13 protein-coding genes are annotated in these 14,939 nt (G+C 52.4%); 2 read left to right on the top strand and 11 right to left on the bottom strand.

Annotated elements, in window-relative coordinates; all coding sequences use genetic code 11:
* Positions 1 to 38: 38 nt before the first annotated feature.
* A complete protein-coding gene (locus QWF21_RS04325) occupies positions 39 to 545 on the top strand; it encodes a DUF3087 family protein (RefSeq protein WP_330086809.1) in 507 nt (168 codons plus the stop codon).
* A 17-nt stretch (positions 546 to 562) separates the two neighbouring features.
* Here the strand turns inward: QWF21_RS04325 and QWF21_RS04320 are convergent, their stop codons facing one another.
* From QWF21_RS04320 to guaB, 6 genes are all read right to left on the bottom strand, one after another.
* The gene (locus QWF21_RS04320; RefSeq protein ID WP_330086808.1) at positions 563 to 781 is read right to left on the bottom strand and encodes a VF530 family protein; all 219 of its coding nucleotides are present in this window, start codon (positions 779 to 781) and stop codon (positions 563 to 565) included.
* A 124-nt stretch (positions 782 to 905) separates the two neighbouring features.
* Positions 906 to 1,175 (bottom strand): hypothetical protein, encoded by a 270-nt coding sequence (locus tag QWF21_RS04315; protein WP_330086807.1) that lies wholly within the window; start codon positions 1,173 to 1,175, stop codon positions 906 to 908.
* Between the two features lie 92 nt (positions 1,176 to 1,267).
* Positions 1,268 to 1,714: a hypothetical protein gene (locus QWF21_RS04310; RefSeq protein ID WP_330086838.1), complete on the bottom strand. Its 447-nt coding sequence runs from the start codon at positions 1,712 to 1,714 to the stop codon at positions 1,268 to 1,270.
* 129 nt (positions 1,715 to 1,843) lie between these two features.
* Positions 1,844 to 2,227, bottom strand: coding sequence for a cytochrome c oxidase assembly factor Coa1 family protein (locus QWF21_RS04305; protein ID WP_330086806.1), 384 nt, complete (start codon positions 2,225 to 2,227; stop codon positions 1,844 to 1,846).
* 298 nt (positions 2,228 to 2,525) lie between these two features.
* The gene (gene guaA / locus QWF21_RS04300) at positions 2,526 to 4,103 is read right to left on the bottom strand and encodes a glutamine-hydrolyzing GMP synthase (RefSeq protein ID WP_330086805.1); all 1,578 of its coding nucleotides are present in this window, start codon (positions 4,101 to 4,103) and stop codon (positions 2,526 to 2,528) included.
* A 72-nt stretch (positions 4,104 to 4,175) separates the two neighbouring features.
* Positions 4,176 to 5,645 (bottom strand): IMP dehydrogenase, encoded by a 1,470-nt coding sequence (gene guaB, locus QWF21_RS04295; RefSeq protein ID WP_330086804.1) that lies wholly within the window; start codon positions 5,643 to 5,645, stop codon positions 4,176 to 4,178.
* 137 nt (positions 5,646 to 5,782) lie between these two features.
* Here guaB and xseA point away from each other — a divergent pair, with 137 nt between their 5' ends.
* The gene (xseA, locus tag QWF21_RS04290; protein ID WP_330086803.1) at positions 5,783 to 7,117 is read left to right on the top strand and encodes an exodeoxyribonuclease VII large subunit; all 1,335 of its coding nucleotides are present in this window, start codon (positions 5,783 to 5,785) and stop codon (positions 7,115 to 7,117) included.
* A 3-nt stretch (positions 7,118 to 7,120) separates the two neighbouring features.
* On the opposite strand, the gene QWF21_RS04285 is transcribed toward xseA, so the two are convergent.
* From QWF21_RS04285 to QWF21_RS04265, 5 genes are all read right to left on the bottom strand, one after another.
* Complete coding sequence (locus tag QWF21_RS04285) at positions 7,121 to 10,252, bottom strand: efflux RND transporter permease subunit (RefSeq protein WP_330086802.1); 3,132 nt, start codon at positions 10,250 to 10,252, stop codon at positions 7,121 to 7,123.
* A gap of 3 nt (positions 10,253 to 10,255) precedes the next feature.
* Entirely contained in the window at positions 10,256 to 11,398 is a 1,143-nt protein-coding gene (locus QWF21_RS04280; protein WP_330086801.1) for an efflux RND transporter periplasmic adaptor subunit, read from the bottom strand.
* Between the two features lie 147 nt (positions 11,399 to 11,545).
* Positions 11,546 to 13,015: a ribosome biogenesis GTPase Der gene (gene der / locus QWF21_RS04275; RefSeq protein ID WP_330086800.1), complete on the bottom strand. Its 1,470-nt coding sequence runs from the start codon at positions 13,013 to 13,015 to the stop codon at positions 11,546 to 11,548.
* A gap of 79 nt (positions 13,016 to 13,094) precedes the next feature.
* A complete protein-coding gene (gene bamB / locus QWF21_RS04270; protein ID WP_330086799.1) occupies positions 13,095 to 14,273 on the bottom strand; it encodes an outer membrane protein assembly factor BamB in 1,179 nt (392 codons plus the stop codon).
* Between the two features lie 11 nt (positions 14,274 to 14,284).
* The gene (locus QWF21_RS04265) at positions 14,285 to 14,926 is read right to left on the bottom strand and encodes a YfgM family protein (protein WP_330086798.1); all 642 of its coding nucleotides are present in this window, start codon (positions 14,924 to 14,926) and stop codon (positions 14,285 to 14,287) included.
* Between the last annotated feature and the right edge of the window lie 13 nt (positions 14,927 to 14,939).

Raw genomic sequence — 14,939 nt, 5'->3', positions numbered from 1 at the left:
CTGGTGCCGCCTTTTTTACAGAGACAGGGCTAAAAACCATGCAACTAAAAACCATCAATAAAGAGCGCTACCGCAGCCGTCTGCACCGTATTATGCTAGCCAGTATTCTGGCACTGGCGGGCATTAGCCTGGGCAGCTCGACCTTGCTAATTCAGCTCTTTTCAGAGCCTGGTGCTGGCAACTTCTGGCTCAATGCCACTGGTGTGCTGATTGGCTGCCTGGTGGTTGGAGCTGCGCTAAAGCAGCTAAAGAGCCACCCTTACTTTTTTGAAGTCGCCTACATCTGGGATCTGAAACACGAACTGAATCTAATCCAACGCAAGCTAAAACACATTAGCAGAGCGGCAGACCAGCTTGATCCTACAGCCTTGACCATACTGGCTTTCAGTTACGCTGGCTCTCGGCTGATTTGGCAGTTGGATGATAATACGCTGGTATTATCGGAGCTGAATCAGACCGACAATGCGCTGCAACAACAAATAGCAGAAGCGGGCCTGCAGATTGAGCCCTCGCATTATCAGCGGCAGATGCTGGATAAATTTTGAGCTGCCAGGCCTTGTTATCACTGGAAGGTTTTCAGATACAGTTGCTCTACTTCAGCTCTGGCCCAAGGTGTCTTACGTAAGAATTTCAGGCTGGACTTTACCGATGGATCTTGCTTAAAGCAGTTGATCCGTACATAGCTTGCCAACTGTTCCCAGCCGTAATGCTCAACCAGCCGCACTAAGATGCTTTCTAAAGTAAGTCCATGCAGTGGATTATTGGCTTGTGTTGTATTCATACCCTGTGTCCTCGATTGCAAAAACTGGCTGCATGGTACAGCAAGGGAGCCTGAGCTGCCATCAACCATTGAGTGCATGCATCAGCAATAGCGCATTAACCGGGATCTTCGCCAGGAAAGCAAACTAACGCGGCTTATCCTCTGGCCGGCCGAAATGCTGCCCTAGCAGTGCGAACACCAAACCTATTGCCAGCCCAATCAAGTTCCAGGGATAAGGATCCCCGGCAAAGTAATCACCCAGTATAGTGCCCATGATAAAACCGATAAAACTTGCAACCATTCTATGGCGACGCAGTCGCCACTTTTGCCGGTTGGCCTGTTTACGTGCCAACTGCTGACGCTTACTCTTCAGCAGTGCCTCAGCAGCAACCTCCGCTTGTTCACGGCTAAGCACCCAAGACCTCCATATTAAAACATCCAAAATTACAATGACTTAAGTCGATACTTGGCACATACATGAATGCTGATACAGACCAAAACATAGTGCTATGCCTGATGCACTTTCAGTGTGGACCATTGCAGCTTTAACCCCACCAAATAACCAGCAGCAAGGACTAAACAGATGCCCGAACTAACCAGCCAAAACATCAGGCTATTGTCAGGAAACTGTGGCATCAGCACTACAAAACCAAGGCCTCGCATCAGCAGTACAGCACCTATCAACAGCAAACCAGTGCGCAGCAGCGGTAAACGACGAATGACGCCAGCTCCGGAAAGCGCATAAGCGCTCCAAATCAGTAATACCAACACAATACCGGAGGTAACTACCGCGGGTTGCCAATGGCCGGCCTCTGCCATAAGTGCCATTTGCTCGCCGGCACCGAAAAATCGGTACCAGTCACCACCAAATACAATACACCCCAGATGCGCAAGTGCAGCCAAAAATGAGCCTGCAGCCGCCATAAGCAGCCAATAGTTTGTTGCTTTCAAGATTAAGTTCCTTTTATACATCGCTGCTAAGTCAGCGTGCTTTATTATCCAGAGTCACGGGTTTCACCACCCTGATAGTACGCCCATTGGCAAACCAGCTCTACCAGAACCTAAGCTCCAATTCTGGGACATCTATTTGTCGCCTTCTAAGACATTAATTCGCTCACCAGACGATGCTTCCAGCACAATGACTCTATCAAGGTACCATTCACCCGCAGCTCTGGTGGCATAGGCATACACTGTGCCAGAGGATTCAGGCCCTCTTATGTTATATTCCAGTGAGGCCGAACCGTCCGGGCCGCTGATATTCACACTGCCTAGTACAAACCAGCTGGGGCTGACCGGCTCCCCGAATACAGCAATGACTTGCGGATGGGCAGACACCGACTTGAGCGAAAGCTCGTATGCGTCGCCTTTCAACATATTCATCACGAACAGGATCACTGCACCTATAAAAGCCAGCAAAGCCATACCACCTGCCAGGCCAAGCCCAACCCACAGAAATGTTTTCTTCATAGTATTAAACGTACATCCCTTTGCAAAACCAGTGCGCAATGATTAAATCGCTCAGCGAAACTCGCTGACAATACAAACACCTTTGCAGTTAAAACTCACTCAGGCGCATTACTTTCAAAAACGAGATAATTTACACACCGAGCAATTCATTGCTAAGTAACCAATTTAACTGACTTTTTACGTATGAACAAGCTGTAACTTTTACTCTCTAAATTTACCTTTATTAAACCATCTTATGCTGTACAGATAAAAAAACCCCGGTATCCGTACCGGGGTTTGAGGTATTAGCTACTAAGGCTTATTCCCATTCAATGGTCGCCGGTGGCTTGCCGCTGATGTCGTAGACTACGCGGGAGATGCCGTCGATTTCATTGATGATGCGGTTAGACACCTTGCCCAGCATATCGTATGGCAGGTGAGCCCAATGGGCGGTCATAAAGTCGATGGTTTCGACCGCACGCAGTGAAATCACCCAGTCGTACTTGCGGGCATCGCCCATTACCCCGACCGAGCGCACCGGCAGGAATACGGCAAAGGCCTGGCTGACTTTGTGGTACAGGTCCGCTTTATGCAGCTCTTCGATAAAAATGGCATCGGCGCGGCGCAGCAAGTCGCAGTACTCTTTTTTCACTTCGCCAAGCACCCGCACACCAAGGCCTGGCCCCGGGAACGGGTGGCGGTACAGCATGTCGTACGGCAAACCCAGCTCTAAGCCGATTTTGCGCACTTCGTCTTTAAACAGCTCGCGTAGTGGCTCGACCAGGCCCATTTTCATATGCTCTGGCAGGCCGCCAACATTGTGGTGCGATTTAATCACATGGGCTTTGCCGGTGGCCGAACCTGCCGACTCAATTACATCCGGATAGATGGTGCCTTGCGCCAGCCAGCGGGCATTTTTCAGTTTCTGCGACTCTTCGTCGAACACATCGACAAAGACCCGGCCAATGGTTTTGCGCTTTTGCTCCGGATCGTTCTGGCCGGCCAGCGCATCCAGGAAGCGATCTTCAGCGCTGACATGGACGATGTTCAGACCAAAGTGGTTGCCAAACATATCCATCACCTGCTTGGCTTCGTTTAAGCGCAGCAGACCGTTATCGACAAAAACGCAGGTCAGTTGTGCGCCGATAGCACGGTGCAGCAACATGGCGGTGACCGAGCTGTCGACACCACCGGATAAACCCAGAATCACTTCGTCCTCGCCAACCTGCTCACGAATGCGCAGGATGGCATCTTCGATAATGGATGCAGGGGTCCAGAGTTTTTCGCAGCAGCAGATATCGACCACGAAATGCTCCAGCATCCGCAGGCCCTGACGGGTGTGAGTCACTTCCGGGTGGAACTGCACGCCGTAAAACTGACGTGCTTCATCGACCATACCAGCATGCGGGCAGGTATCGGTGCGGGCCACGGTTTCAAAACCTGGTGGAATTTCGATAACTTTATCGCCATGGCTCATCCAGACATCCACCAATGCGGTATTGCTGGCACTGATGTGATCTTCGATGTTGGCAAATAAGCGGTTTTTAGCAATCACTTCCACCTGAGCATAGCCAAACTCACGCATATCGGAGCAGGATACTTTACCGCCCAGTTGCTCGGCCATGGTTTGCATGCCGTAGCAGATGCCAAGCACAGGCACGCCTGCCTCGAATACATACTGTGGTGCCCGCGGCGAATCAGCAGCAGCCACACTCTCCGGGCCACCGGATAAAATGATACCGGTTGGGTTGAAGTCGCGGATTTGCTCCTCGGTAACGTCCCAGGCCCAGAGTTCACAGTAAACCCCAATCTCGCGGATGCGACGAGCAATCAGCTGGGTGTACTGAGATCCGAAATCCAGGATCAGAATGCGGTGCAGATGAATGTTTTTGCTCATAGTGACCTTTTTAAATCCAATCGTTGTGAAAGCAAACGGCTGGCAAGTGCCAGCCGCTGTGAAACGCAGCCTTTACCCCATGCGGTAATTCGGCGCTTCCTTGGTAATTTGCACATCGTGCACATGCGACTCGCCCATACCGGCAGAGGTCACTTTGACAAATTGTGGCTTGGTGCGCAGCACCTCAATGGACTCACTGCCCGTCAGCCCCATGGCCGAGCGCAGACCGCCCATTTGCTGGTGAATGATGTTCTCGATCGGGCCTTTGTACGCCACCCGGCCTTCAATGCCTTCCGGCACCAGCTTTTCGGCATTATCGCTGCCCTGGAAATAACGGTCGGACGAGCCATGTCGTTGCGCCATGGCCCCCAGCGAACCCATACCACGGTAGGATTTGTAATAACGGCCCTGATACAGCTCCACTTCGCCCGGCGACTCTTCGGTACCGGCAAACATGGAGCCCACCATCACGCAATGGGCACCAGCCACCAGGGCTTTAGCGACATCGCCGGAGAAACGGATACCGCCATCGGCAATGATTTTTACCTTGGTGCCCTTCACCCCTTCGACTGCATCGGCAATTGCTGTGATTTGTGGTACACCACAGCCGGTCACAATACGGGTGGTACAAATCGAGCCAGGGCCGATGCCTACTTTGACGGCATTAGCACCGGCTTCCGCCAGCGCTTTGGCGCCTTCAGTAGTCGCGACGTTGCCCGCAACAATTTGCAAGTCCGGGTACTGAGCACGGGTTTGTTTCACCCGGTCAATCACCCCCTGCGAATGGCCATGCGAAGTATCAATCAGCAGAATATCGACGCCAGCTTCGACCAAAGCGGCGATGCGCTCGTCGGTGCCGGCCCCCACGCCAACCGCAGCACCCACCCGCAACCGGCCCAATTCGTCTTTACAGGCATTTGGCTTGCTGGCGGCTTTGTAGTAATCCCGCACCGTGATTAGGCCTTTTAATTTAAAGGCATCGTCCACCACCAGCACTTTTTCAATGCGGTGCTGGTGCATTAACTTAAAGGCTTCTTCACGGGAAGCATTTTCGTTCACTGTCACCAGGCGATCTTTCGGTGTCATCAGTTCAGAAACTTTGGTGCCGGCACTGGCTTCAAAGCTCATATCACGGCCGGTGACAATACCGACCAGATTGTGGTTGGCATCCACCACCGGGAAACCTGAAAAACCATGTTGCTGCGCCAGCGCCTGCACTTCACGGACTGTCATTTGCGGCGATACCGTGACCGGATCAGACACCACACCGCTTTCGTATTTTTTTACCCGGCGAACATGCGACGCCTGCTCTTCAATGGTCATGTTTTTGTGGATAAAACCAAGGCCGCCTTCTTGTGCCAGTGCAATGGCCAAACGGGCTTCGGTCACGGTATCCATCGAAGCGGACACCATCGGAATGTTCAGATGAATGCTGTCGGTCAGCTGAGTGCGTAAATCGGCAGTATGGGGTAGTACGGTGGAGTGCGCCGGAACCAGTAACACGTCGTCAAAGGTAAGGGCTTCTTTCATGATCCTGAGCATCGCAACAATCTCGCTTCTTGGGAAAAACCAAAGGAATGTTGCGGCGCAATTTTAGCGCTTTTTCGCCTTCGGAACAAACGATTTTTTACTTTTGTGGTAGAGTAAGCCACTTCTGCCGGGAAACTTCTGATATCAGCATGCAAAACAAAGACATTTACACCGTATCCCGCTTAAACAGCGAAGTCCGCATGGTGCTGGAGCAACAATTTCAGCGCATCTGGCTGCAAGGAGAAGTGTCTAACTTTGTCGCTGCAGCCTCTGGTCACTGGTATTTTTCATTAAAAGACAGCGGTGCCCAGGTCAAAGTGGCGATGTTTCGCCAAAACAATCGCATGGCCAGCATCAAACCGCAAAATGGCCAGCAGGTACTGATCAAGGCCCGCATCAGTGTGTACGAACCACGGGGCGAGTACCAGTTGCTGGCCGAGTTGCTGGAAGATGCCGGCAGTGGTGCCCTGCAATTGCAGTTTGAACAAGTCAAAGCACGCTTACTGGCCGAGGGCCTGCTGGCCAGTGAACGCAAGCGGCCGTTGCCGGCCATGATTCAGCGCTTAGGCGTAGTGACCTCGCCGACCGGTGCGGCCATCCGCGATATTCTGACGGTGCTCAAACGCCGGGCGCCAGGCATGCAGGTGATTATTTACCCTAGCCTGGTGCAGGGCAGCAGTGCGGTCGCTCAGCTGTGTCAGGCGCTTAGCCTGGCCTATCAGCGCAACGAGGTGGATGCCATTATTATTGGCCGTGGCGGCGGTTCGCTGGAAGATCTCTGGTGTTTTAACGACGAACAACTGGCCCGGCTGATTGCAAAAAGCCCGGTGCCTATTGTCAGCGCCGTTGGCCATGAGATTGATGTCACCATCAGTGATTTTGTCGCCGATATCCGCGCCGCCACGCCATCGGCCGCCGCTGAGCTGGTTTCCAGCGATCAGCTGCATCTGCTGGAGCGGGTGCAGCGGCTGCAGCGGGCTTTGCTGCAGGCGCAGCGCCAGCAGCTGCAGCGCTTTGCGCCCAAAGTAGCACAACTGACCCAGCGACTGCAGGCCAGACACCCTTCGAGGCAACTGCAACAGCAACAACAGCGGCTGGACGAGCTTGGCAGCCAACTGCTGCGCCGGTTACAGCAGCGCTTGCAGCAATTCAAGCAGCAACAGGCCAGCCTGAGCCGTCAGCTCAGTGCACTGTCACCGGCCAAAAAGCTGCAGCAGCATCAACAACAACTGAACCAGCAGCAGCGGTTATTGCACCGGGCCATGCAGCAACAACTGCAGCAACATCAGCAACGCTGGCAATTGCTCCTTGCCCGGCTGGATACCGTCAGTCCATTGGCTACTCTGGCACGGGGCTACAGCATCAGTTTTGATGAACAAAATAAAGTGCTGACCGATAGCAACCAGTTAAAAAAAGGCCAGTCGGTTCGCACCAAACTGGCCCAGGGAGCTTTTGTCGCAGAAGTGACTGCTATCGAACGCTAACCGTTACTGACCTGCTGCGCCGACCGCAGGAGTCCCAAACAAGCGTCGCTTTAGTGCCCTGAAGGGGCGTTTCACATCTTCCAGAATTAAGTACAGGCAAGGTACCAGTACCAGGGTGATTAAGGTAGCAAAGAGCACCGCAAAGCTTAAGGACACCGCCATCGGAATGACAAACTGTGCCTGCAGGCTGGTTTCAAACATAATCGGTACCAGACCAAAGAAGGTGGTCAGGGAGGTCAGTAAAATAGCCCGAAAACGCATTTTACCAGCCCGCATCACCGAGTCGGCCACCGATAAGCCTTCCCGTCGCGACTGGTTGACGTAATCAGTGAGTACCAGGCTGTCGTTGATCACCACCCCGGCAGCCGCAATCATGCCAAAGAAAGAAAACAGCGACAGATTCATACCCAGCACAAAGTGCGCCAGTACAGCACCTATCATGCCGAACGGGATCACTGACATCACAATCAATGGCTGACTGTAGCTTTTTAGCGGAATGGCCAGCAAGATATAGACCATCAGTAAGCCAGCAATCATGTACAGGAACATCTGATCGCGCTGACGTTGCTGCTCTTCAATCTGACCACCCAGCTCGGTACGCACCCCAGGGAAACGCTCCAGCAGCTCCGGCATCACTTCAGCGCGAACCAGCCGCACTACTTCAGAGGTGGTGACCTGAGCCTGATCGACATTGGCGGATACCCGCACCGTACGGAAACCATTCTCGCGGTTTATACGGGAGATGCCGGGAGTTTCTACCAGCTCGGCTACATCACCTAGCAGCACAAAATCACCGGATGGCAAGCGAACTTTGCTGTAATCCAGCGCGCCGATTTGCTCACGTTGCAAACGAGGGTAACGCACCATCACCCGCACTTCGTCACCATCACGGATCATCCGCTGCGCTTCCAGACCATAAAAGCCGGAACCTACCTGGCTGGCTACATCAGCCGGTGTTAACCCCAACTGGTACGCTACCGGTTTTAGCTGTAAATTCAATTCCTTGCCGGCAGAGTCAATAGTAGAACTTAAATCAAACACACCGGGAATTTTGGCCAGATCAGCAATCAGGGCAAGGCCTGCCTGGTTCAGTTGATCAATATCACGGCCAAACAAACGATACTCCAGATTATTTTGCCCGCCCATACTCATCACATCATCCTGCACCCGGATCAAACGGACACCGGGCAATTCCGGCATAGCTTCACGCCAGCGTCTGGATAAGGTGAAGGCGTTGAATGGCCGATCATCTTCAGCCACCAGCGTCACCACTACCTGGCCACTGGTTTGACTGTTTAAAAAGGCAAACACATCACTGATTAATGGCTGACCGGTTTCTTCCCGTACCCGCTCTTCCTGCTGGTAAATCATGGCTTCAATCGCCAGCAGGCTTTCCAGCGTTTGCTGCTCAGAGGCATTTTGATGCATCTCAAAACTAATGGTTGGGTAATCGTGTGGCACCGGTGGCATCATCACCACCCGCAGATGATTAGAAGCCATCAAGGCAATGCTGGCCATCAATAAGACCAAAAAGGCTGCCAGCGTTGCATAGCGTTGATTGATGCAGCGCTGTAAAAATGGCTGGTAACGCTGCTCAATAAACTGCTGGAAGTTTTGCTGGAAACGGCTGCGCCAGTGTTCTTTTGCCAACGGCTTAATTTTGCTGTGTGCCAGGTGAGCCGGCAAAATCAGCTTGGATTCGATCAAGCTGAAAATCAGACAGAGCACCACCACGATGGAAATATTACGAAATTCATTCGCTTCAATACCCTGCCCAAACATAAAGGGGGCAAACACTGCGATGGTGGTCAAGACACCAAAGGTCGCCGGTGTGGCTACCCGGCGGGCCCCACGTACGATGTTATCGACACTGTGGCCCTTTTGTTCTGTCTCGTGATAAGCACTCTCCCCTATCACAATGGCATCATCGACCACTATCCCCAGCACCATGATAAAGGCAAACAAGGTAACGATGTTGATGGTAACGCCAGCAAATGGCATCATCCAAATGGCGCCTAAGAAAGCAATGGGTAGGCCCAGCATCACCCAGAACGCCACTTTTACCCGCAAGAACAGCATCAGCATCAAAAACACCAACACCGAGCCTTGCAACAGATTGCTCCACATCATGTTCAGGCGGCCATTCAGGTAATAGGTCATATCGACCAGCGCATCCAACTGATAACCATCCGGCAACTGCTCATTTTTATAGGCCAGATATTGATGCACACTGCGGGCAACATCCGGTAAGGATTGGGTACTGGATGCTTCTACCTGTAAAAAGGCCGCATTACGGCCATTGCTGCGCATGTAATTGACCCGTTCTTCAAAGCCATCATGAATGCTGGCAATATCGCCGAGCAAGACCCGCTCTCCCTGAGGGCCCAGAATAACCGGAATACGGGCAAACTCATCTGCCCGGTAAGCGCGCTGCTCCGAGCGGATAGTGATCATGCCGGATTCACTGCGGATCATACCGGCCGACAAATTATCGGAGTAGTTACGAATGGCGCGGCTCACATCCTGCAAACTGAGGTTATAGCGTTGCAGTGTTTCCGGCGCGATTTCCACTGCCACTTCCCAGGCTGGCATGGTGTTAAAGTTGACAAAGTTGATTTGTTCCAGCAACAACAGTTCGTTTTGGATCTCCCGACCCATGGCTTTTAACTCCAGCGAGTCCTCACTGCCGGTCAATACCAACTCAACCGCCTGCTGACGCCACTCGAGCTGATAAATCGTTAAGGGCTCCATACCAGCCGGGAAAGTGCCGATGGAATCGACCCGCAGCTTGATTTGATCCAAACGACTGCTGATATCTTCACCGACCTCCAGCTCAATACTTAGACGGCCACCACCACGCCAGGCAAAGCTGCGCACGCGTTTAATGCCTTCAATATCCTGCAAGGCTTCTTCAATCTTAATCAGGATCCCTTCTTCAATTTCCTGTGGTGCTGCACCGCGAAAAGTGGTGTTAATATGAACATAGTTCACTTCCACTTGCGGAAACATCTGCCGTTGAATGCTGTTGTAGGTGACAAAACCCATCACCAGAATAAACACCATCATCAGATTGGCAGCTACCGGATTGTTGGCGAACCAGGAAATAATGCCTCTTTTCGGATCGATGTGGTCCATGCCTTACTCCACCTTCGCCAGTTCGCTGCCATCGCTTTCAGTGCGCACCTGCATGCCTGGCTGAGGAAAACTGGGAGCCAGCAACACCAGCTTGTCACCGGCTTGCAGGCCTTGCTCAATCAGCACACTTTTGCCTTCCTGCCGCACGACTTGGATGGGTTGACGCCGCAAGGTACTGTCTTCGTTCAGCAGCCAAACATGTTGGTTTTGCACCGCATCCTGCGGCACTTCAAACACATCCTGCTGCGTGCGACCAGCTAGTATGACCTCAACGTACTGGCCAAAGCGCAGCATCGGCTGATCAAGATTCAGGCTGTACGGGTTTTCCACTTCTACCACCAGATGGCCCATTCTGGTTTGACCATGGATCACCCCCAAATCACGCACCACCTCTGCCTGACGATAATGACCATCAAACTGCACCTGGGCAGGTATACCTGCCACCGGCTGAGGTAAAAAACGTGTGTCAAAGCCAGCAATAGGCACGTGGATTTCAGCCTGTTCCACACTGTAAATTTCACCCAGAGCCGTGGCTGCCGACACAACCTGACCCAAACCAACACTGCGATTAATCACCAATGCATCGTAAGGAGCAACAATTTGAGTCCGCTCCAAGTCACGCTGGGCTTTTTGTAACGCTGCCAGCGCTGATTTCACTCCCGCTTCCGCGCTATGCAACTGTGGCTTGCGCAGCCCCAGGGCTGAAACCTCTCCAGGCGATAGATGGCGCAGCTCCTGTTCAGCTACCCGCGCCAGGGCTTTTTCCTGCTCCAGTGCTGCATGGGCGGCTGCCACAGCAGCCTCTGCTGACAGCATGGCAGCCTGGTAATCGGCAGCATCCAGTTGCGCCATGACTTCCCCTTTGGCTATGACGCCACCAGCAACAAAATTGGGGTGAATGCGAATAACGCGACCAGAGACTTCGGGGGTTAAACGGGTTTTTTCTTTGGGTTGCACTTCGCCAAAGACCCGAACTTCAAAGCGATGTGCCCGGGGTTGCAAAGTCTGAGTATGCACCAAAGGTGCTTGCGCCCTGCTGGTATCGGCTTCAAGAGACTTTGGAGCCGTACTGACAATAGCCACGACCACAAAAATGCCAAGCAACAACACACCCACCGCAATGGCAGCTTTCAACCAAGCGCTCATCATAGCTTCCTTTATTCGAGCAAAAATTACCCTTTAAAGTAGCAGATGCAGCCGGGTGGGGATAATTAAGAAGTGTTAACTTTTATGTAGACTGAAACACTTTGTTGCAACTGCCTGAGTTGCAACAAAGTCTGGCGGGAAAAAATGCTAGCTTTTTTTCAGCTTCTGCCGGGCTTTGAGCAACCGATCCCGTTTGTATTGCTGATTCGGCGTCATACTGACCCGCTTTTTCTCTGTCGCAAAAGGATTATCGCCTTCACGGAACTCTATGCGAATAGGCGTACCCATGATTTGCAAAGCTTTGCGGTAGTAGTTCATCAGATAACGTTTGTAGGAATCTGGCAAGGCACTGACCTGATTGCCATGGATCACTACGATCGGTGGGTTATACCCTCCGGCATGGGCATACTTGAGCTTGACACGGCGGCCATTCACCAGAGGCGGCTGGTGATCATCCTGCGCCATTTTCATAATCTGGGTCAAAATGGAGGTATTGATCCGCTTGGTGGCCGATTGGTAGGCTTCTTCTACCGACTCAAACAGGTTACCCACCCCCGAACCATGCAAGGCTGAGATAAAATGCAAACGGGCAAAATCAATAAAACCAAGCCGGCGATCCAGCTCACGCTTCACTTCATCCTTAACGCCTTCGTTTAAGCCATCCCATTTATTCACCGCAATTACTAGCGAGCGCCCGGCATTGAGTGCAAAGCCCAGCAAACTAAGATCTTGATCCGCAATACCCTGACGGGCATCCAGTACCAGCAGTACCACATTGGCCTCTTCAATGGCCTGCAGTGTTTTAATCACCGAAAACTTTTCGACTTTATCGTCAATCTTACCGCGCCGCCGCACCCCGGCCGTATCAATCAAAATATAATCACGCTCGTTACGCTGCATCGGAATATAGATGGAGTCACGGGTGGTACCTGGCATGTCGAACACCACCACCCGCTCCTCGCCCAGGATCCGGTTGGTCAGGGTGGATTTACCAACATTAGGCCGACCAATAATGGCCAGCTTGATTGGCTTGTCTTCCAACGCCTCGGCTTCAGCCGCCAACTGCTCATCGTCTGACACTGGATCGGCCAGTTCAGTTCCATCCTGCTCAGGCGCTTCAGGCAACTCAAGCAGTGGGCGTAACGCTTCGTTTAATAGCACCGATAAACCACGACCATGGGCTGCTGCAATCGGCCAGACCTGACCCAGGCCCAGGCTGTAAAACTCAGCAATGGCACTGTCGGCATCCAGACCATCGGTTTTATTAGCAACCAGAAATACCTGTTTTTGTGCTTTACGCAAATAATCCGCAATGCCAATATCCCCGGCAGTAAGGCCAGCTCTTGCATCCAGCATAAAAAGCACCACATCAGCCTCGTCAATCGCCCGCAGCGATTGATCAGCCATTTCCACTTCGATGCCTTCGGCATCGCCATCGATACCGCCGGTGTCCACCACGATAAAGGACAATTCTTCGAACTCGACAGAGCCGTATTTCCGATCACGGGTCAGACCAGGAAAGTCAGCGACCAGCGCATCCCGTGTACGGGTTAAACGATTGAATAAGGTTGATTTACCAACATTGGCACGACCAACCAGAGCGACGACCGGTAACATGAGCTCACCTCAAAATAAAAATAACAGGCTCACTAGAGCCTGTTATAGCTTAACGCATAACATTCGGTTTGGTACTGCTTTAGGGTTGCTGCAATACCACCAGCTCGCCATTGCGACTTTGCAGCACCAAATAATTCCCATTGGTTACAGGTGCCACATAAAAACCTGAACGATGGAATTGATGGCGCGCCACCATATCGCCAGTGCGCCGATCCAACCAGTGCAAGTAACCTTTGCTGTCACCAAACACCAGATAATCGCCAAAAATGGTTGGTGCTGTCAGGAAATGACGCTCCAGTGCATTCTGTGACCACAGCTCCTGGCCATTACGGCGATCCACTGCATAGACACGGCCAACAGAGTCTACGATATACAACACCGTATCAGCCAGTGCCATATTGCGGAAGCTGGCATAGTCACGTTTCCACAGAGTGCGCCCTGAGTTAAGTTCCATTGCCAACAGTTCGCCGTTGTATGCAATGGCATAAATGGTGTTGCCCACAACAATGGGTCTGGCATCCACATCCACCAGGCGGGCCAGATCAGTGGCGCCTTGCGGGGTTGCCACCACTTCTTCCCAGGCTGGTAAACCATGCTCAGAAATCAACACACCCACTTTGCCTGCGCCAGAACCAAACACCACCCCACCTGGCACGATCACCGGCTCGGCAACACCACGAATGGTTAGAGCCGGCAACTCTTGCTCGTACGCCCAACGACGGGAGCCGTCGGCCGGATTCAGTGCGACGATCGTTCCGGAGCCTGTGTTGACCACAATCATGCCATCTCCGGCCGCAGGGGCAGCCAGCACTTCACCAGGCACTTTACTTAACCAGCGCCGCTCTCCTGTTGCCGGATCAAGGGCAATAACTTCTCCATTTTCGGTACCAAACAACAGATGGCCAAAGCCGTGTGACAAGCCTCCGGATACCCGAGCGGTGTCTTTCGAACGGTATGCCAGTAAGCGCCAAAACCCAATCACGCTGTCGCTACGGGTATCGTAAGTCCATACTCGGTTACCGGTTTCCAGTTCAAACGCTGTGATCACACCGGTCCGGCTTGCCGCGAACAACTTGCCATCCAATATCAGCGGCCGCAAACTCGAATCAAAATGCTGTACACCATCTGCTGCAGTATGATCCCACAGCAGCACAGGTTGAAACTGGTTGGTGACAGCCGGCAAAACCAACTTTTCTTTTTTGGATGAACAACCTGCAACCAATGTCAACAGCACGGTCAGGACACAAAGAGTCCGCATCGAAATACAATTCACAGCATGCCCTCGACTTGGATATGAGCCAATTCATCCAGCTTGATTTTCAGCAGTTGGTTGGCTTCAGCACCAACCGTACTTTTCGCCAACTGGTAGGCTTGCTTTGCGGCTGACGCATCGCCCTGAGCCAGGAAGATATCTCCCTTTAACTCTTGCTGTTGCAGTTGGAAGCTCTCTGGCATGGCCGTTTGTAACTGAGCCAGTGCCTGGCTGTATTGCTGTTGCTGCAGATGAACCCGCGCTAAACGCAGCCTGGCAATAGCATCAATAACCGGGTCTCCGGTCTGCGTGATCACCCAGGCCAGTTGTTGCTCGGCAAGACTGTAATCTCCCGACAGCACAGCATCACGGGCCTTCAACATTGCAGCAAAAGTAGCATAGGCCGTCTTTTCATGGTTGCTAATGTAACGCTCTGCATCATCATACCAGGCTTCCGTTTGCTGCTCTTGTGCGACCAACAATTGCTCAAAGCCTGCCGACGCCTGCTCCGCCTGACTCAATTGCTGTCCTTGATAATAGCGAAAGCCATAAAGCCCGCCCAAGCCCAGGATGGTACCAGCTACAATGGTCATGCCGTACTCTTTCCAAAATCGCTTGATCGCTTCAACCTGTTGTTCTTCACTGCTGTAAACGTCCATAACTGCTCCGTTA

Source organism: Alkalimonas mucilaginosa (assembly GCF_036327005.1).
GTDB classification, from domain to species: Bacteria; Pseudomonadota; Gammaproteobacteria; order Enterobacterales; family Alteromonadaceae; genus Alkalimonas; species Alkalimonas mucilaginosa.
Note: the sequence above shows the minus strand (reverse complement) of the source record. Positions and strands in the feature narration are given on the sequence as shown.